The following is an 18,717-nucleotide window of genomic DNA, read 5'->3' as shown; positions in this document are numbered from 1 at the left end:
GAGAGAAAAATTCGACTGCATCCGCGCCCAGACTAACGCAAGCCCCGCCAACTTCAAGCTGGCGGGGAACCGCGAGGTCGCCGGTGAGATCAGTCCGGCGGCCGCTTCCGCAGCTCATCGCACCATCGACTGGTTGGACTCACGCCTTGGCCTGCGACCTCACATGGGCGATGTAGCCGCGCACGTCGCCGGCCGGACCAGCATAGGCCTTGCCGAGCTTCTTCTCCATCGCAGCCATGTATTCCTTCGCCCATTTGGGCAGGGCGTAGTCGATGACGGCGAGGAATTCGAGCGTTGCCGCAAGACGGATGTCCGCGATCGACGGGTTCTTGCCGCCGATGAACGGCTTGCCATCGCGGAAGAAGGAGTGGAAGACCTCGAGCGGCTCGGCAATGGCGGCGACCGCGGCCTTCTGCGCCTCCGATTTCCTATCCGGGTGGGCGTCGCTGTGACCGACTTCGCCGGCATATTGCGGGAAGCCGAGCGCCGGATAAGTGGCGCGCGCGACATAGGGATAAAGCGTACCGATCAGATAGAACATGGCGCTGTCTATCATCGCCCGCTTGGCTGGCGCCTTCGGGTAGAATTTCTCCAGCCCATGCTTGTTGGAAAGATATTGCATGATGGCGCAGCTCTCCCACAGCACGCCGCGCGGCAGGCCCTTGTCCTCGATCATCGGCGTCAGGTGGGCCGGATTACGCGCCATGTATTCGGGCGAGCGCGTGTGCCCCCACGCATCGGTCTCCGCATGGTCGAGCCCGGCGGCGCGGGCAAAGACGCGAACGGTCATGTTGTTGACGCTCGGCTTCAGCATGCTGATGGTCAGCGCCGATTTCCTTGCCGGTTTCGCCTTGGCCTTGGCCGCGGTCTTGCCGGCGGCCTTTGGCGCCGTCTTGGTCGCAGCTTTTGCTGCCGCTTTTGCCGCTGGTTTGGCGGCCGGTTTCCCTGCGCTTTTCGCCACTGCTTTTGCCACGTGTTCCTCCCTTGCCTGTTCAGCCTTCAGTATGGATTTTTGGGCGCCCGGTCCGCCGACAATGTCGCGCGCGCGCGTTCCACCAGCGCCTGGATCGCATCAGCCAGATGCACCTCGGCGATGTTGTAGTCGCCACGCGTGACGCGAAGCTTATGCGCCTCCATCAGCACATCGGCATGGGTGAAGCCTGCAGGCGGCTCGAAACGATAAGAGGCAAGCTCGATCAGAAGGCCGAGCGGATCCTCGAAATAGATTGAATCCATGAAGCCGCGATCCTTGACGCCACTGTGTTTGACGGCGCGCTCGTCGAGCCGGGCGACCGCCTGCAGGAAAGTGACGCGGGACACCGAAAAGGCGATGTGATGCACGCAGCCCGGGTCGGTCGGGGTGCGGCGCTGCACGACCGTGCGGGTCTCGTCGGTGAAGATGGTGATCAGCCGGCCGTCGCCCGGATCGAAATAAAGATGGCTTTCGCTCGGCTTGTCGAGATTGGGCTGCTCGAAGATGAAAGGCATGCCCAGCACCCCTTCCCAGAAATCGATCGAGGTCTGGCGACCGGCACCGACCAGCGTGATGTGATGGACGCCTTGCGACTGCAGTTTCTGCATCGGCCTTCTCCCCGCAATATCCGCTCTGGCAGAGGCGGCCCGTCACGCCGCGCCCGCACATGCTACATCTGGCATGAGCTGAGCGCCAATTCGATGTCCGTCCCCCGGCGTTCTGCGCGCCTGCCTTCGTTTCCGGCTTTATGAGATGATGCTAAACCAATCGGCCGTGCCGCGCCAGAAGCCGCAGCCGGGACAGGCTGCATTTCGCGCCACTGCCGCCTGCCCCAAAAGCAAGCGCGGTCCTGGAGCAGCGCCGTGCGGGATTTCGCCCGTATAGCTGGCTGGTGCGGAGCCGACAGGGGCTGGGGCCGCCTTCACTCAAGCAGGCGCACGCCTTATGGCCGATATCGCCATTCTCGATACACGCGAAAGGGTCTTCGCCGGAATCCTGCTGACGGGCGCCGCCTATTTGCTGTTTTCGACGCAGGACGCCTCGATCAAACTGCTGGTCACCGGCATGACCGTCTGGCAGATCATGTTCTTCCGCAGCATCACCATTCTTGGCGCCTGCGCAGTGATCGGCGGGCGGCCGCTGTTCGCCGATACGGTGCGCTCGCCGATCGTGCGGCCGATGCTGGTGCGCAGCGCCTTCACGCTCGCCGCCTGGCTCTGTTACTACAATGCCGCCCGCAGCCTGCAACTCGCCGAACTGACCACCGTCTATTACGCGGCTCCGATCATCGTCACCGTGCTATCGGTGGTCCTGCTCGGCGAAAAGGTGCCCGTTCTGCGCTGGCTGGCGGTTCTGATCGGCTTTGCCGGCGTCTTTGTCGCCTGCGATCCCGCCCATCTTGGCCTGTCCGTGCCCGTGTTGCTGGTACTGACGGCGGCCTGCCTTTGGGGCATCGCCATCGTGCTTCTGCGCAAGACGGCGCTTGCCGAGCGCTCGACGATCCAGCTCCTCCTCAACAATTTCTATTTCCTGGTTTTTTCGGCGGTGCCGGCGCTGTCGTGGTGGCATACGCCGGACCCGGCACAATTGCTGCTTCTTGCCAGCGTCGGTGCGCTCGGCGGCTTGGCGCAATATCTTCTCTTCGAGGGCATGAAGCGTACGCCGGCATCGATCCTGGCGCCGCTCGAGTACACCTCGCTGTTGTGGGCGTTCGCGCTCGGCTTCGCGATCTGGGGCGACGTGCCGCGCCGCGAAGTGTTCCTGGGTGCCGCCCTTATCGTCGCCGCCGGCCTGCTGATCGTCGGCGGCGAACATTTCCGCAAGCGGCTTTGACGTGGATGGTCACTACTCCCGACGCGACGATGTCAGGACGAGGCAAGGTAGGCTGCCGGCATGACTGAGATCACGGCCACCGCGGAAACCGCCGAACGCACGCTGGGTATCCTGCTGGTATCATCCTCGGCGGCTGTATTCGGGCTGACCGGCGTTCTGACCAAGTCGATCCATGCCGATCCGCTGACAATCACCTGCTGGCGCGGCTTTGTCGGCGCGATCCTGATCAGCCTCTACGTATTGTGGCGCCGCCGCCGTGCCGGCAACCGTGAACCGCTGCGGCTTGGCTGGCGCGGCTGGCTGCTGGCCGTCGAAGGCGCACTGGCCAGCATCGCCTTCATTTCCGCTTTCAAGTTCACTTTCGTCGCCAATGTCGCGGTCATCTACGCGACGTCGCCCTTCATTGCCGCCGTACTGGCCTGGATGCTGGTGCGCGAACCTTTCCGGCTGCAGACGATGGTGGCGGCGGCGGTGTCGCTGTGCGGGGTCGCCATCATGGTGTGGTCGGGTTTTGCCACCGGCAATTTGTTCGGCGACGGGCTGGCGCTGCTGATGACGGCCGGCAGCGCGCTGTACATGATCATGGTTCGCGCGTTCCGTGACACGCCCGTTGTGTGGGCCGGCGCGGTTTCGGCCTTCCTGCTGTTCATACTCGGATGGTTCGTCACCGATCCCCTGGCGGTCTCATCAAGGGACGCCATCCTGCTTGCCACCTTCGGCGCGTCCTTCGCGCTGGCTTCCATTCTGTGGACGGAAGGCTCGCGGCTGATCCCGGCGCCTGAATCGGGCCTGCTCGGTTCGGCGGAAGTGCCGTTCGCGATCCTGTTTGCATTTCTGTTCCTGGCCGAAATCCCGCCGATGGCCAGCATGGTCGGCGGGGCCATCGTGCTCGGCGCCGTCTTTGCCCATGCCGGCCGCGATTGGCTGAAGGCACGCTCGCGACAGGCGTCTTCAAATATTTCTTAAAAAATTTCGGAAGTCACGGAACCATCACCGTGCCCGGACATTATTAGTGTGACGGGCCACCCCCCAAGTCCCCCCAAACCCCTCGGCCCGTCCTACTCCAAGCCGACCGCAAGGTCGGCTTTTTCTTTGCGACAGCTTTTGCTTTGCAACAGACGGGTCGACCGCAAGTCGGCTTTCCATGCCAAAAGACCGGCGACGGAACTTCGCGCCTCGCCAATCAACCAAGCGGTCCGGACAAAGCGAGGCTACCGCCGAGCAGCGTCGCCAGATCGCCCGCGGGCGCATCGGCACCGGCGCGCAGCCGGATCGCGAAATCAGCCATCGGAACCGGCGGCAAGCCAAGTTCGCGGGGCGCTTCGACAATGCCGGAATGGGCAAAGCGCGGGGTTCGCAAGGTCAGCGCAACACCGGCATTTACCGCAGTGCGCAGCCCGGCCAGGCTGGCGCTGCCGGCAGCGATGCGATAGCGGCGGCCGGCCGCGTCGAGGGCGGCGAGCGCCGCCTCGCGAAATCCGCAATAGGGGTCGAGCAGCGCCAGCGGCAATTCTTCCTGCCGCGAGGCCAGTCCCTTGTTCGAACACAGCCATATCATCGGCTCGCGCAGCACGCCGACCTCGTCCGGCACGGCAGCCTGGCGCATGACGATCGCCAGATCGAGGCTGCCAGCTTGTAACGCCTGCCCCAGTTCGGCGGAGCGGCCGACACGCAATTCGATCCTGACGCGGGGATGGCTGGAGGCGAAGGCACGCAGCAGGTCCGGCAGGCCGCTATCGGCGAAATCCTGCGTCGTGCCGATGGCGACGCGCCCGGCAGCGCGTGCGCCCTTCAGCGCCAGCCAGGCCTCGCGATGCACAGCAAGAATACGCCTGGCGTGCCCGACAAGATCCTCGCCTGCCGGCGTCAGGCCGCGCCGCCTGCCCTGCGGCGCCAGAACCGGCTCACCAACGATCTCTTCCAAGCGCTGCATCTGCGCCGTCACCGCCGAGGGTGAGCGGCCGACATTGGCCGCCGCCTGCGCCAGCGAACCGCTGTCGACGAAAGCAAGGAAGGTTCTGAGCAGGTCGGGATCAAGCGTTTCCATAATTCGATATTATCGAATCGTCATTTGAAAACAATTCAGTTTTTTCGATCAAAAGATGATGGCATGGTCTTCAACGGCGCCCACGCCGCTAAAAACCAAGGAGAGAAGAATGCCCATCATCAATGTCAGCGTCACCGGCAAGCCCGACGCCACCCTGTCGGCCAGCATCGCCAGGGAAATAACCGAGATCACCGCCACGCATCTGCGCAAGGATCCGACGATCACCGCAGTTGCCGTGTCCTATCTCGATCCGCAGCACTGGTTCGCCGGCGGCAAGTCGCTCGCCGAGCACGGCACCAACACATTCTGGCTCGACATCAAGGTGGTCGACGGCACCAACACAAAGCTCGAACTGGAGGCCTATCTCAAGGCGATCTTCGATGCCCTTGGCCGCCTGCTAGGCGGCGTGCACCAGGAGAGCTATGCTTTCGTGCATGAGGTTCCGGCAGCGGCCTATGGCTACGGCGGCAAGACGCAGGAGTTCCGTTTCATCAGCGGGCGGCTGAACGCGGCGTGAGGGCGCCCCTTCCGCATTGACCTTGCCTCGACTTCCGCTAGGCTCTGCCCCCGAAGCGGCCGCACAAGAGCCGCAATGACAAAATCGTTGGGAGAGACGCGGCATGATCCTGACACTGGCGCTGCTTGCGGGTCTGGTTGTGGCCTGGTTGCTGATCGGCGTGGTGGAAAAATTCCGCCTCGGCCTGCGCTTCACCCAAGCGCTGCTCTACGCACCGTTCAAGCTCGCCTACCGGATCAGCGACAATCGCATTAAGATCGCTCGCAAGGCGCAGGTGCCGGTCATCTATGTCATCTCGCACCAGTCGCGCTTCGAGCCGGCGCTGATGCTGTCGCTGCTGCCCGACGACACGCTGCATATACTCGACGAGGTCTCGGCGCGTTCGCCTTGGCTCGAACCGTGGCGCGAACTCGGCCGCACCATTGCCTTCAACGCCGAACATGTCTTCGTCAGCCGCCGGCTGGTGCGCGTGCTGAAGGGCAAGGGCCGGCTGGCCGTCTATCTGCCGGACGCGGTCGAGCCCGACGTCAAGACGTTTCGGCTGTTCCGCGCCGTCACCCGCATCGCCATGCAGGCCGACGCCCGCATCGTGCCGATCTTCGTCGCCGGCGCCCGCAACCTGCCGGTGTCGCTGACGTCGGCGGACAAGGCACCGCGTCACTGGTTTCCACGGCTGTCGATCAGTGTCCTGGAGCCGATGACGATCGCCGAACTGGTGGCGCGCAATCCGGACCAGGCTTCCAACACCAATGCGCTGTTCGACCGCGTCGCGGAGGCCCGGCTTTTTGGCACCGACCTCGACCGCGGCCTGTTCCTTGCCATGCGCGACGCCGCAACCAGGATCGGCGCTTCGCATCCGATCATCGAGGACGTCATTTCCGGGGCGCTGAGCTACCGCAAGATGTTCATCGGCGCGCGGGTGCTGGGCAGGCGCTTCGAGGCGGTGACGGCGCCGGGCGAAGCTGTGGGGGTAATGCTGCCCAACGCCAACGGCGTCGTGCTGTCGCTCGTCGGCCTGCTCTCGGCGGGCCGTGTGGCGGCGATGATCAACTACACGGCCGGGCCGGCAAGCGTCACCGCGGCTGTCCGCACCGCCGTCATCCGCACCGTTGTCTCTTCGCGTGCCTTCGTCGAGAAGGCCGATCTCGCCGATATCGTCGCCGCGGTCGAGAAGGGCGGCGCCGGGCTGCTGTGGCTGGAAGATGTACGCGAAAGCGTCACCACGCTGGACAAGCTTGCAGCCGCCTTGCTGTGGCGCCTGCCGCTGCAGCGACAGGACGCGGCAAAGCCCGGCGTGATCCTGTTCACCTCGGGCTCCGAAGGCACGCCGAAGGCCGTTGTTCTGTCGCAAAAGAATCTCCTCGCCAATGCCATGCAGGCCGAGGCGCGGATCACCATTTCGCCAGCGGACATCCTGCTCAACGTGTTGCCGGTGTTCCATTCGTTCGGCCTGACGGGCGGCACCATCCTGCCACTGGTCACCGGGGTAAAGCTGTTCCTCTATCCCTCGCCTCTCCACTACAAGCTCATCCCCGAGATCGCGCGCAAGGTGAAACCGACCATCATGTTCGGCACCGACACGTTCCTCGCCAACTATGCGCGCACCGCCAAGGACGGGGATTTCTCCAGTCTGCGCTTCGTCGTCGCCGGCGCCGAGGCGGTGAAGCCGGATACCCGCCGCGTTTATCGCGAACGCTTCCAGGCCGAGATCATCGAGGGCTTCGGACTGACCGAGGCGGCGCCCGTGGTTGCCGTCAACACCGCGATCCACGGCCGCGACGGCACGGTCGGCCGGCTTCTGCCGGCCATTCGCATGAAACTGGAGCCAGTCGAAGGCATCAACGATGCCGGCCAGTTGTGGCTCGACGGGCCGAACATGATGATGGGATACATGACCGCGGACCGCCCCGGCGAACTCCAGCCGCTGACCGGCTGGCACGACACCGGCGATATCGTCGCCGTCGACCGCGAAGGCTTCATCAGCATTCGCGGCCGCGCCAAGCGCTTCGCCAAGATCGCTGGCGAGATGGTGTCGCTGGGTGCGGTCGAGATGCTGGTGCAGTCGCTTTGGCCGGAAGAACGCCATGCGGCGGTGGCGGTGCCGGACAAGAGGCGGGGCGAGCGCATCGTGCTGGTCACCACCGCCGACGATGCCAGTGCCGAGGAGTTGCGTCAGTTCGGCAAAAAGGCCGGAGCGGCCGAACTGATGGTGCCTAACGACATCGTCAAGGTCGAGGAAATCCCGGTACTCGGCTCCGGCAAGACCGATTATGTGTCGACGAGAAAGCTGGCGATCGACCGGCTCGGACTTGGCGTGGCGGCCTGAGTCGGACCAAGGACTTCGGCCGACTTTCTAACCTATGTCCGAAGGCGGCACTTTCTCGCCTTCCAGCTTGGCTCGCTTGGAATAGGCGCGCACGCTGAATGGGAGAAAGATCAGGTAGCCCGCGACCGATGCCGTCAGCGTGTACCAGGGATAGGTCATCAGCAAGAGAATGTAGAGGACGACGGCGAGGATGACCGGCAGCACCCTGTCGCCGGGGATCTTGATGCTCTTGCCTGAATAGACTGGCAAGCGGCTGACCAGCAGGAAGGCCACCAGGATGGTGAAGCCGGTGGCGACGAAGGCGGCCGGCCGGCTGGGCTCCACCCCAAGCCGCAGGAAATAGAGATAGAGCGGCAGCATCACCAGAACGGCGCCCGCCGGCGCCGGCACACCGACGAAATATTCGGTCTGCCATATCGGGCGGTCGGCCTTCTCGTCGTCGAGCACATTGAAACGCGCCAGCCGCAGCCCGCAAGCGATCGCAAACAGTAGTGCCGCGATCCAGCCTGGCGAGCCGGCGCGGTCGAGCAGGAAGGCATAGAGCACCAGTGCCGGCGCAACGCCGAAATTGACGATGTCGGCCAGGGAATCCATCTGCGCGCCGAATTTGGAGGTCGCCTTCAGCATCCGCGCCAGGCGGCCGTCAATGCCGTCGAGAAAAGCGGCCAGCAGCACCATCACCACCGCCGGCTCGAAACGCCCCTCGAAACCGAAGCGGATGCCGGACAGGCCAGCGCAGATGGCAAGCACGGTGACCAGATTGGGCAGCACCATGCGCATGGGGATCTCGCGGATGCGCGGACCGCCGCTGGCATGGGCCTCGAATTTTTTATACTGCGTGCCCACCGTCAGGAAATCCGCACGAGAGGCGTGCCGGCGACACCGCCGAATTCGGCGAGCACGGTTTCGCCGCCGACCGCCGTCTGGCCAACGGCGACGCGCGGCGTGGCGGTCAAGGGCAGGAACACGTCGACGCGCGAGCCGAAGCGGATCAGGCCGAAACGCTCGCCGGTGCCGATCGAAGCGCCGGCCTCGGTCCAGCAGACAATGCGGCGCGCCACCAGGCCGGCGATCTGGACTGCCGCCACCGTGCCGTTGGGGCTCTCGATGACGAGGCCGTTGCGCTCGTTTTCCGTGCTCGCCTTGTCCAGCTCGGCATTGAGGAATTTTCCCGGCCGATGTTCGATTCTGGCGATGCGGCCGCGCACCGGAGAGCGGTTCACGTGACAGGAAAAGACGTTCATGAACACGGAGATACGGGTCATCTCGACATTGCCGAGGCCAAGCTCGCGCGGTGGCACGGCCGGCCCGACCGCCGAGACGATGCCATCAGCGGGGCTTACCACCAGGCGATCGTCAACAGGCGTGACGCGCTCGGGGTCACGGAAGAAATAGACGCACCAGGCGGTCAGGATCAGGCCGATCCAGAACAGGATCGAGGAGAAATAGCCGACGAACAGCGTCGCCGCGCCAAACGCCGCGATGAAGGGATAGCCTTCGCGATGGATCGGTACGAACGCGTTCTTGACCGTGTCGACAAGGCTCATGGGCTGGGGGCGGTCCCTGTTTCAGGTCCGGCCTCAATAGCCGAAACACCCCCTGCCCGCAACGCGACAATCGCCGGCGCGGATGAACGGGCAAGTGCGGGCCTGTGACCGCGGATAGCCTGGCGCTCCGTGTGTCGTGAAATTGGATCCGGGTCGCATGCCTGCGTCATGCCCTCAAAAGCCATCCTTTGACAGCGCCAGGACAGCCAGAGTGGCCGAGAAACCTATCTGCGCCGACGCCGCCCTTGCGCAGACCGGCACCTGTGGCGTCAGCGTTCTTCCTGCGCGAAAATACAGCGGTCCGCTGTCGGGAGACTCTCATCTCGCCCGTCCTTGGTGGGAAGCGCTTCATCGCAAGGGCGGATGACGCGCGCAACGGAGGCTCCTGATCATGCGAATATCGTCCGGCGACAAACCGCATATCGTCATGGAAGGTCTCGCCTTCGGGGAATCGCCACGCTGGCATGATGGGCGCCTGTGGGTCTGCAATTGGGGCACCGGCGAGATCATCGCCGTCGATGCCGACGGCAGCCGCAAGATCATGCTCACGATTCCGGCTGTCCTGCCCTACTCAATCGACTGGCTGCCGGATGGTCGCCTGCTGGTTGTCTCAGGCCGCGAGGGCCTGCTGTTGCGGCAGGAAGCCGATGGCTCGCTCGTCACCCACGCCGACCTGCGCGGCCTGTCGAAAAGCCCGTGGAATGAGATCGTCGTCGACGGGCGCGGCAACATCTACGTCAATGGTGGCGGGCCGGCGCCGGCGACCGGCCAGCATTTCGGTCCCGGCACCATCGTGCTGGTCACACCGGATGGCGCGGTCAGGCAAGTGGCGGACACTATCGCCTTTGCGAACGGCATGGCGGTGACCCCGGACAACAAGACGCTGATCATTGCCGAATCCCATGCCAACCGGCTGACCGCGTTTGACATTGCCGCCGACGGTTCCTTGTCCAACAGACGCACCTGGGCCGATCTCGACGGATATCCCGACGGCATCTGCCTCGATGCCGAAGGGGCGGTCTGGTATGCCGACGTTCCCAACAAGCATTGCGTGCGGGTGCGCGAAGGCGGTGACGTCTTGCAGACCGTCACCGCCGATCGCGGCTGCTTTGCCTGCATGCTGGGCGCTGCGGACAGGAAAACGCTGTTCATCACCGCCGCCGAGTGGCGCGGCTTCGAACATATGACAAGCGACGCCCGCACCGGCAAGGTGCTCGGCATTGAAGCGCCGGCACCGGGTGTGGGGTGGCCTGGCTAGAGTCCCGGCACGCGCTGATAATTGGCGATATCAGCTCGCACTCCGAGCCGGGCGATCGTCTCCTGCGGGTTGAAGGCGATGCGCTCGTGAGCAGCCTTGACGATCGGTACCACATTGTCGACGGCAGCCTGGCTTTCCCATTCGACGATGGTGACCAGGTTGAATTCGCCCGGTCCGGAGAATTGCTCGAGCAGAAAGTCCTGGACGAAGCCTTGCTGCAGACGCAGCAACTCATGCGTCATCTTCACCTTTGCGAGGATTTCATCGCGGGCATTGGCGGGCACCACGAACTTGTCGACCCTGAACACGCTGCCGCCGTTAACATCCTGATCCGTAAAGCTCATATCCATTTGATTCCGTCCTCGACGATGCTGTTTTGCGGCTCTCGGGCGACGGTCTACAATCTCAACCTAAGTTGAGGTCAAGAGCTTTTTTGAGCTACGACATCTCCGATGTGCGCCGGCGTACGACGACACCCAGTTCGTCGCTTTCGCGGGCAATGCGCAGCCGCTCCTCGGCTTCGGTCGCCTCGCGCTGGCGGTCCCACATCGAGGCATAGAGGCCGTGCTTTCGCATCAGCTCGACATGAGTGCCGCGCTCGGCGATCTGGCCGTCCTTCAGCACGATGATCTCGTCGGCGGCAATCACCGTCGACAGGCGGTGGGCGATGACGATGGTGGTGCGGCCCTTGCTGACGAGGTCGAGCGCGGCCTGGATCTCCTGTTCTGTATGACTGTCCAGTGCGGAGGTCGCTTCGTCGAGCATCAGGATCGGCGGTGCCTTCAGGATGGTGCGGGCGATCGCCACGCGCTGCTTCTCGCCGCCGGAAAGTTTCAGCCCGCGCTCGCCAACCATCGACTTATAGCCGTCAGGCAGCTTCTCGATGAACGGCCCGATCTGGGCGAGTTCGGCGGCCTTGCGCACCTCCTCCTCGTCGGCGCCGACACGGCCGTAGCGGATGTTGTAGGCGATGGTGTCGTTGAACAGCACCGTGTCCTGCGGCACCATGCCGAGCACCGCGCGCAGGCTGTCCTGTGTGACATCCCTCACGTCCTGGCCGTCGATCAGAACCTGGCCACCCTGCACGTCGTAGAAGCGGAACAGCAACCGCGAGATGGTCGACTTGCCCGCGCCCGACGGCCCGACAATGGCAACGGTCTTGCCGGCCGGCACCTCGAAGGAGACGCCCTTCAGGATCTTGCGGTTCGGATCATAGGAAAAGTGGACGTCGCGGAACTCGACCTTGCCGGCGCTGACGGCCAACGGCTTGGCGTTGGGCTTGTCGACGATCTCCTGCGGCACGTCGAGGAGGTCGAACATGTGCTCGATGTCGGTGAGGCCCTGGCGGATTTCGCGATAGATGAAGCCGATAAAGTTGAGAGGCACGGAGAGCTGTACCAGCATGGCATTGATGAAAACGAAATCGCCGACGCTCTGGGTGCCGGCCTGCACCTCCAGCGCCGACATGCACATGACGACGACCGTGCCGACGCCGAAGATGAAGCCCTGGCCGAAGTTTAGCCAGCCGAGCGAGGTCCATGTCTTGGTTGCGGCGATCTCGTAACGCGCCATCGAGCGGTCGAAGCGCTCGGCCTCCATGCGCTCATTGGTGAAATACTTGACCGTCTCGAAGTTAAGCAGCGAGTCGATCGCCTTGGTGTTGGCGTCGGTGTCGCTGTCGTTCATGTCGCGGCGGATCGAGATGCGCCAATCGCTGGCCTTGACCGTGAACCAGACGTAGAGGCAGACGGTGACCGCCACCACGGCCACATATTTCCAGCCATAGGTGAAACCGAATATGCCCGCGGTCAGCGCGAATTCGAGGATCGTCGGCGCGGTGTTGAGCATGATGAAGCGGACGATCGTTTCGATGCCCTTGGTGCCGCGCTCGATGATGCGCGACAGGCCGCCGGTGCGGCGCTCCAGGTGGAAGCGCAGCGACAGCTGATGCATGTGCACGAAGGTGCGGAAGGCAAGCTGGCGAACCGCATGCTGGCCGACCCGGGCAAACAGCGCATCGCGCAGCTGGTTGAAGCCGAGCTGGACGAGCCTCAGCACATTGTAGGCAATGACCAGCATCACCGGGGCAAGCATGAACGATGGCAGCGGCGGTGGCGTTTTGAAGCCGCCCGCCAGCGCATCGGTCGCCCATTTGAAGAAATAGGGACCGGCGACCAGCGTCACCTTGGCGACGACCAGCAGCAGCGTCGCCCAGGTCACCCGCGCCCTGAGATCGGCGCGGTCGGCCGGCCACATATAGGGCCAGAGATTGCGCAGTGTCGTTAGTGTCGAGGTGTCGGAGGAGACGGTTTTTTCGGCCACTTTTCTTGCCTTTTGGGTGAGAGGGTCAGCGGCCGGAGCAGCAGGAATTGATGAGCGCGCCCAGCGATGCCGACACGTCGGCCAGTGCCGCGCGATCGACCGCATAACGCGATCGCTGACGGTCGGGCTCGAACCGGACAAGGCCGGCCTCGACCAGTATTTTCAGATGCTGGGAGATCGTCGACTGGGCCAGAGCGAAACGGTCGACGACCTCACGGCAGCAGCAGGAATTGCTGGCCGACAGATGCCTCAGTATCTCGATCCGCGCCGGATGCGAAAGTGCTGCGAACCGCGCCGCGACAGCGCGGCTGTCCGGCATGCAGCCAGGCAGTGCCGAGGCGGCATGGTCTGGTAAGGGAACGCATTCTGTCATCGTTCATCGGCGATAGACGATGAACGATGACAGGGCAAGCTAGGCCGATGGGTAGATCGCCGGAATTGCCGGTCTATCCCTATTCCGTCTTCATCGGTGCGGTCGTCGCCTGCTCGCCCATTGCCTTGAGGTCGGCGGCTTCGCCTTCCTTCGACTTTTCCGGAACCTTGAACACCTGCCCCGGCCAGATGCGGTTCGGATTCCTGATCTGGTCCTGGTTGGCGAGGTATATGGTGGAGTAGCGCACGCCGTGACCATAGACGCGCCGTGAGATCCGCCACAGTGTGTCGTTGCGCCGAATGATGACCGCGCTGTCGGCATGTTCGAGCTTGGGCGACACGATTTCGGGCACGTCGCTTGACGGCGTGGCTGCTGCGACGTTAGCCGGAGCCTCGGTGGCTGGCGCGGCGGGAGCCGGCGCGGTCTCGCCCGGAGCAGCGGCGGCAACAGCGGGCGCCGCGGGCTTGGCCTCGGCGGGCTTGGTCTCGGTGGGCTTGGTCTCGGCGGGGGCAACGGCGGCGACCGCCTCGCCCGGTTCGCGCTCGAAGGGCACCGCGGCGCGGGCCACCACCTTCACGCCATCGGCATCGAGGCCGTCGACATGGATGGTATAGCTGCCGACCGGAATATCGCGCGTCGCCTCGACCAGGAAATGGCCGTCCGACGAGGTCTGCGCGTCGCCGAGCAGGATGTCGTTGGCGTAGGCGCGCACCTTGCGGCCCGGATCGGCGAGGCCGGCGACAAAGATCTTGTTGCCGTCGATCTCGACTGCCTCGACCACGATCTTTGGTTCGGCCACGGCTGCCGCGGGCGCGGCCGGTGCCGCCGGACTGGGTTTTGCTTCAACCACGGCTGGCGTGGCCGTCGCCGGCGCGGCGGGCGCTTCAGCAGCAGGAGCGGCAGCCTGGTCGCCGGTTGCCGGCGCCGGCTTTGGCTCAGATGCCGGAACCGTCAGCAGTTCGGCCGGCTTGCCCGGCTCCTCGACCATGGCCAGCACCTGGCCAGCCGCATTCGCGGGCACCGAGACGACTGCGGTCTGCGCCGAGGCGGTCACGACCGCGCCAACCGTCGAACGCAGGGCGATCGTATAGTCGCCGGGCTTCAGCGGATCTTCGAGCACGATGACAAAGGCACCATCGGGACCAGCAACCGTGGAGCCGATCACCGTCGCGCCGTTGAGAATTTCGACCTTCGAGTTGGGCGCCGCGTTGCCGGCAACGACGATCGAGCCGTTGCTCTCGACCCGTACGACATCGAAAGTCGGCGCGATCGGACCCGCCGTCGCGGGCGCCGCAGGCGCCGCAGCGTCGGTTGCAGATGCTGCCGGGGCCGTCGCCTGAGGTGCCGCGCCCGGCGCGGCCGGCATCGCCGGAGCCGGCAGGCGCCCTTCCGTGCCAGGATCGGCCGGCTTCGGCGCCGCGGGCGGCGTCAACGCCGCGACTTCCGCCGGCGGTGTGCGATGAAGATACGGGTCGAGTGCGCCCGATACATAGGCGGTTCCCGCAGCCGCTACGGTCCCACCCGCCGCGAACAAGAACGCCTTCAATGGATTGATTGCCATGTATTTCCCTGCCCCTTAGCCACCTAACGCCGGTCTAGCGTGTTTTGCCATGACCGACAAGAAAAAGCCCGGCCTTCTCAACCCTAGGGCTTGACCGCGCTTTCAGACCCAATCACCAATCATCGGCATGAACACGATTCGATCCGTTTGCGTCTATTGCGGCTCATCTCCGGGCCGCGATGAAATCTATGTCAAGGCCGGCCACCTGCTTGGACGCTCAATTGCAAAGGCAGGCCTGCGGCTGGTCTATGGCGGCGGCACCAAAGGCATTATGGGCGCCGTCGCCGAGGGCGCGCTCAAGGCCGGCGGCAAGGTGACGGGCATCATTCCGCGCTTCCTGATCAACAAGGAAGCAACCGAAACCGCGCTTGACCGGCTCGACGAGTTGTCGATCACCGACAACATGCACGAGCGCAAACACAAGATGTTCGAGAAATCCGACGCCTTTGTGGCGCTGCCTGGTGGCATCGGCACAGTCGAGGAGATCGTCGAGATCATGACCTGGGCGCAGCTTGGCCATCACCGCAAACCGATCGTCTTCGGCAACGTCAACGGATTCTGGGATCCGATGACGGCGTTGCTTGATCACATGGCGGCGGAAGGCTTCATTCATACCGCGCAGCGTGTGAAGCCGCTGGTCGTCAACGACCCCGAGGCCATCGTCGCCGCCATCATGGTCGCCGGCTCCTCGGTCGACGCACCGACCGAGGGCGTCCAGTCGGTGATCGACAAGATGTAAGGTTGCGGGAGTAGAGCAGTAGGTTTGCAGTGTCGGAGCGTACACTTCCCCCTACTGCCTGCTCCCTACTCCCTCCGAGCAGCTTGCCCCAGGTCGGCGACATTCCCGGCAGCGGCATGATGTTCGAAGTCGGCAGCGATGCCGATGTGCGCGGCCATCTCGCAACCTTGCCACTGGTCAAGGCTGGCATGATGGACATTGCCGCGATCGTGCCACTCAATCCCTATCGGGGATTTGGGCCGGAGCGCTGAGGCCGACGGCCGCGACAATCGAGGTCGTCAGCAGGACCGCCAGGCCGACAAGCGCCTTGCATCTCATCAAGCCACGCGGCACGCTGGCGCTGCCGCTTGCCAAGGGCCGAACGAGCCTTCGACTGACGGGCGATAAATCGCAATCGATGAAGGTGCAAATTGCATTCGACCGACTATCTCGGCCAACTGTTCGGCCTCGAAGGCAAGCATGCCTTCATAACCGGCGCCAGCCGTGGCCTGGGCCTCGCCTTCGCGGAGGCGCTTGCGAGCGCCGGCGCGCGCGTCACGATCGGCGGCCGCAAGGCCGACGATCTCAAAGCGGCCGCGGACAAGTTGCGCGCCGCGGGCCATTCGATCACGGAAGCGGTGATCGACGTAACCGACACCCAGTCGGTCGACCAGGCAATCGCGGCGGCGGAAACCGGCACCGCACCGATAGACATCCTGGTCAACAATGCCGGCATCCAGCGACGGGCGCCGTTGGAGACCTTCAGCGACGCCGACTGGGACGCGTTGATGGCCACCAACCTGGACGGCGTGTTCAAGGTGAGCCGGGCCGTCGTAAAGGGCATGATCGCGCGCCAAAGGGGGTCGATCATCAATGTCTCCTCGGTGCAGAGCGTGCTCGCACGCCCGTCGATCGCGCCCTACGCGGCGAGCAAGGGCGCCATCACCATGCTGACCAAGTCGATGGCCGGCGAATGGGGCCAGCACGGCGTGCGCGTCAACGCCATCGCGCCGGGCTATTTCAAGACCGAGCTCAACGCCGCGCTGGTCGCCGACGAGACATTCTCCGCCTGGCTGACCGGCCGCACGCCGATGCGGCGCTGGGGCGAAGTGAGGGAACTCGCGGGCGCTGCCGTGTTCCTGGCGTCCGACGCCGCCAGTTTCGTGAGCGGACAAACGCTGCTGGTGGATGGCGGGATCACCAGCGTCCTGTAAGGGGGCACGCCGTCACGAAACAGTCACACGAAATCGGGGATGCCATGCTAGTAATCGCGCTTGGCCGCCCCCGCGACCCCGACCGCATCAGAGACCGGCGAAGCCGCCATGAACATCGCCATCCCCTCCGAAGGCACTGACCTGTCGCCTTACCTGCCCGATGAGCACGGTCTGTTCTTCATCTACCACTTTACCACCGAGGGGGTGCGGACCAGGGATACCGCCGCAGCGCATTGGACATGGCGCAGCTACCAGCTTTCCGACATGCGCGCCCGCCACGAGATCGGCGCCGATCAGGCCTTGCCGGCACCGGTGCGCGAAGCCTTCCTGACCGCCAGTCATGGCTGCCACATCGACCTCGAGGATGACTGGCTCTATGGCGATCTGCCGGACCTGCGCCATGACTATTCGGCGGAAGCCGGCGGGCTTGGTCATTTCCGCTTCGCCCTCAACGACACGATGCTGGTCGGCGCCCGCAAACAGCCGCTGCAATCGGTCGACAACATCCGCAAGGCGATCGAGAACGGATCGCGCAAGTTTCGCTCGCCGGCCGAGCTGATCGAGGCTGTCGTCGGCCAGTCTTTCGACGGAATGGCGACGGAACTCGCGGCACTTAGCGACAGTCTCGACGGCATCGAGGACCGTATCGTCTGCGACGCATGGCACAATGAGCGGCAGGCGCTGGTCGATGCACGCCGGCACCTGGTGGTCATCCACCGGCAGATGGCGACGCTGACCAACCTGTTTCGCCATCTCGACCATTCGCACCGCAACGACCTGCCGGATTCGATCAACGACATGGCGGCGCGGCTTTCGCACCGCGCCCAGACGCTGCACTATGACGGCGAGCAGTTGCAGGCGCGCACGCGGCTGCTGCAGGACGAGTTGATGGCCAAGCTGACGACGCAGTCGAACCGGCTGCTCTACGTGCTCTCGGTGATGACGGCGGTGCTGTTGCCGATGACCATCATCTCAGGCCTGTTCGGCATGAATGTCGGCGGTTTGCCGCTGGTCAACACCCCATTGGGTTTTTGGGTGGTCACGGCCGTGTCGCTGCTGATCGCGGGCGTGACCTATCTTTTTGTCAGGCGGCTCGGGCAGATGTAGCCCGGCGCGCCGTCGCCAGCATGGACCAGGAATAGACCGCAAGAGCCGCCCAGATCAGGGCAAAGGCGATGGCCTGCGTGGTGCCGAACGGCTCGTCGAAGATCAGCACGGCAATCAGAAACACCATGGTCGGCGCTATGTACTGCATGATGCCGATGGTCGAGAGGCGCAGCAGCTTGGCGCCAAAGGCGAACAGCAGCAGCGGCACGGCCGTCACCGGCCCGCAGCCGATGAGCAGCGCGGTGTCGGTGCCATTGCTGGAGACGAAATGTCCTGTCCGGTGGTGATAAGGAAGACGATGTAGCCCAGCGCCGGCACCGACAGCAAAAGCACTTCGAGCAGGAAGCCCTGGCTGGGACCGATCGGCAGCGTCTTGCGGAAGAAGCCGTAGGCGGCGAAGGAAAACGCCAATGCCAGCGACACCCAGGGCAGTTTGCCGCCGTCGATTGTCAGCACGGCGACGGCGACCGCCGCAAGCACCACCGCCGCGATCTGCAACCGGTCGAGCCGCTCGCCGAGCAGCAGTGCGCCGACCACGACGTTCACCAGTGGGTTGATGTAATAGCCCAATGCCGTCTCGACGGTGCGGTCGACCGCGATCGCCCAGACATAGATGCCCCAGTTGACCGAGATCAGCGCCGCCGTCAGCCCCGCCATGGCGATGGTGCGAGGCGAGCGGATCGCCACCTTGAAGTCGGCCGTGCGGCCGGCCCAGACCAGGACCGCCGCGGCAATCGGCACCGACCAGACGATGCGGTGTGCAATCACCTCGGCAAGCGGCAGATGCGCCACCGCCTTCATGTAGAAGGGCAGCAACCCCCACAAGAGATAGGCACCCAGCGCCAGCAAGAAGCCGCGGCGGGCTTTCGATTCTGCATCGGGAGTAATTGCTTCAGCGGCCATGGCCCAACGCTATGGCCC

At 64.3% G+C, this 18,717-nt stretch carries 18 protein-coding genes and 1 pseudogene; 9 read left to right on the top strand and 10 right to left on the bottom strand.

The features are described 5' to 3' along the window. Positions 1 to 139: 139 nt before the first annotated feature. Positions 140 to 973: a glutathione S-transferase family protein gene (locus tag FJ936_RS25260; RefSeq protein WP_140791960.1), complete on the bottom strand. Its 834-nt coding sequence runs from the start codon at positions 971 to 973 to the stop codon at positions 140 to 142. 26 nt (positions 974 to 999) lie between these two features. Continuing rightward, the gene (locus tag FJ936_RS25255) at positions 1,000 to 1,581 is read right to left on the bottom strand and encodes a VOC family protein (protein WP_140726392.1); all 582 of its coding nucleotides are present in this window, start codon (positions 1,579 to 1,581) and stop codon (positions 1,000 to 1,002) included. A 337-nt stretch (positions 1,582 to 1,918) separates the two neighbouring features. Here FJ936_RS25255 and FJ936_RS25250 point away from each other — a divergent pair, with 337 nt between their 5' ends. Together FJ936_RS25250 and FJ936_RS25245 are read left to right on the top strand one after the other, a co-directional pair. Beyond that, positions 1,919 to 2,806: a DMT family transporter gene (locus FJ936_RS25250; RefSeq protein WP_140617238.1), complete on the top strand. Its 888-nt coding sequence runs from the start codon at positions 1,919 to 1,921 to the stop codon at positions 2,804 to 2,806. A 60-nt stretch (positions 2,807 to 2,866) separates the two neighbouring features. Beyond that, positions 2,867 to 3,772 carry a DMT family transporter gene (locus FJ936_RS25245; protein WP_141907127.1) on the top strand — a complete coding sequence of 302 codons (906 nt, stop codon included), beginning with the start codon at positions 2,867 to 2,869 and terminating at the stop codon, positions 3,770 to 3,772. Between the two features lie 217 nt (positions 3,773 to 3,989). Here FJ936_RS25245 and FJ936_RS25240 read toward each other — a convergent pair whose 3' ends face one another. Further along, positions 3,990 to 4,853 (bottom strand): LysR substrate-binding domain-containing protein, encoded by an 864-nt coding sequence (locus tag FJ936_RS25240; protein WP_140718274.1) that lies wholly within the window; start codon positions 4,851 to 4,853, stop codon positions 3,990 to 3,992. Positions 4,854 to 4,962: 109 nt separating this feature from the next. Here FJ936_RS25240 and FJ936_RS25235 point away from each other — a divergent pair, with 109 nt between their 5' ends. Both FJ936_RS25235 and FJ936_RS25230 read left to right on the top strand, forming a co-directional pair. Continuing rightward, a complete protein-coding gene (locus tag FJ936_RS25235) occupies positions 4,963 to 5,370 on the top strand; it encodes a 4-oxalocrotonate tautomerase family protein (protein ID WP_015318530.1) in 408 nt (135 codons plus the stop codon). Between the two features lie 103 nt (positions 5,371 to 5,473). Next, positions 5,474 to 7,696, top strand: coding sequence for an AMP-binding protein (locus tag FJ936_RS25230; protein ID WP_140791823.1), 2,223 nt, complete (start codon positions 5,474 to 5,476; stop codon positions 7,694 to 7,696). Positions 7,697 to 7,723: 27 nt separating this feature from the next. Here FJ936_RS25230 and FJ936_RS25225 read toward each other — a convergent pair whose 3' ends face one another. Beyond that, complete coding sequence (locus FJ936_RS25225; protein WP_224584719.1) at positions 7,724 to 8,470, bottom strand: phosphatidylcholine/phosphatidylserine synthase; 747 nt, start codon at positions 8,468 to 8,470, stop codon at positions 7,724 to 7,726. A 74-nt stretch (positions 8,471 to 8,544) separates the two neighbouring features. Further along, positions 8,545 to 9,243 carry a phosphatidylserine decarboxylase gene (locus tag FJ936_RS25220; protein WP_140618445.1) on the bottom strand — a complete coding sequence of 233 codons (699 nt, stop codon included), beginning with the start codon at positions 9,241 to 9,243 and terminating at the stop codon, positions 8,545 to 8,547. A gap of 391 nt (positions 9,244 to 9,634) precedes the next feature. On the opposite strand from FJ936_RS25220, the gene FJ936_RS25215 reads away from it, so the two are divergent. Beyond that, complete coding sequence (locus tag FJ936_RS25215) at positions 9,635 to 10,501, top strand: SMP-30/gluconolactonase/LRE family protein (protein ID WP_140791821.1); 867 nt, start codon at positions 9,635 to 9,637, stop codon at positions 10,499 to 10,501. On the opposite strand, the gene FJ936_RS25210 is transcribed toward FJ936_RS25215, so the two are convergent. The 4 genes from FJ936_RS25210 to FJ936_RS25195 all read right to left on the bottom strand — a co-directional run bounded on the left by FJ936_RS25210 (position 10,498) and on the right by FJ936_RS25195 (position 14,757). Continuing rightward, positions 10,498 to 10,845 (bottom strand): antibiotic biosynthesis monooxygenase, encoded by a 348-nt coding sequence (locus FJ936_RS25210; protein WP_140618448.1) that lies wholly within the window; start codon positions 10,843 to 10,845, stop codon positions 10,498 to 10,500. The two genes, FJ936_RS25215 and FJ936_RS25210, sit on opposite strands and share 4 nt — an antisense overlap. A gap of 94 nt (positions 10,846 to 10,939) precedes the next feature. Then, a complete protein-coding gene (locus tag FJ936_RS25205; RefSeq protein WP_140791819.1) occupies positions 10,940 to 12,823 on the bottom strand; it encodes an ABC transporter ATP-binding protein/permease in 1,884 nt (627 codons plus the stop codon). 25 nt (positions 12,824 to 12,848) lie between these two features. Further along, positions 12,849 to 13,142 (bottom strand): metalloregulator ArsR/SmtB family transcription factor, encoded by a 294-nt coding sequence (locus FJ936_RS25200; protein WP_085986606.1) that lies wholly within the window; start codon positions 13,140 to 13,142, stop codon positions 12,849 to 12,851. A 133-nt stretch (positions 13,143 to 13,275) separates the two neighbouring features. Further along, complete coding sequence (locus FJ936_RS25195) at positions 13,276 to 14,757, bottom strand: LysM peptidoglycan-binding domain-containing protein (RefSeq protein ID WP_140791817.1); 1,482 nt, start codon at positions 14,755 to 14,757, stop codon at positions 13,276 to 13,278. A 127-nt stretch (positions 14,758 to 14,884) separates the two neighbouring features. Between FJ936_RS25195 and FJ936_RS25190 the strand changes: the two genes are divergently transcribed. The 4 genes from FJ936_RS25190 (at position 14,885) to FJ936_RS25175 (ending at position 17,796) form a co-directional block, all read left to right on the top strand. Further along, positions 14,885 to 15,496 carry a TIGR00730 family Rossman fold protein gene (locus FJ936_RS25190; RefSeq protein WP_015318539.1) on the top strand — a complete coding sequence of 204 codons (612 nt, stop codon included), beginning with the start codon at positions 14,885 to 14,887 and terminating at the stop codon, positions 15,494 to 15,496. 83 nt (positions 15,497 to 15,579) lie between these two features. Then, positions 15,580 to 15,747 (top strand): hypothetical protein, encoded by a 168-nt coding sequence (locus FJ936_RS25185; RefSeq protein ID WP_181171387.1) that lies wholly within the window; start codon positions 15,580 to 15,582, stop codon positions 15,745 to 15,747. Between the two features lie 159 nt (positions 15,748 to 15,906). Then, positions 15,907 to 16,689, top strand: a complete 783-nt coding sequence (locus FJ936_RS25180) for a glucose 1-dehydrogenase (RefSeq protein ID WP_140791814.1) — start codon at positions 15,907 to 15,909, stop codon at positions 16,687 to 16,689. A gap of 108 nt (positions 16,690 to 16,797) precedes the next feature. Beyond that, positions 16,798 to 17,796: a transporter gene (locus FJ936_RS25175; protein ID WP_140791812.1), complete on the top strand. Its 999-nt coding sequence runs from the start codon at positions 16,798 to 16,800 to the stop codon at positions 17,794 to 17,796. Here FJ936_RS25175 and rarD read toward each other — a convergent pair. After that, positions 17,774 to 18,699 (bottom strand): annotated as a pseudogene (rarD, locus tag FJ936_RS25170) (EamA family transporter RarD). The gene FJ936_RS25175 and the pseudogene rarD overlap by 23 nt on opposite strands. Between the last annotated feature and the right edge of the window lie 18 nt (positions 18,700 to 18,717).

Source organism: Mesorhizobium sp. B2-4-13 (assembly GCF_006658535.1).
In the GTDB taxonomy this organism is placed as follows: Bacteria; Pseudomonadota; Alphaproteobacteria; order Rhizobiales; family Rhizobiaceae; genus Mesorhizobium; species Mesorhizobium australicum.
The sequence above is the reverse complement of the archived record's forward strand: the minus strand, read 5'-3'. Positions and strand labels throughout refer to the sequence as shown.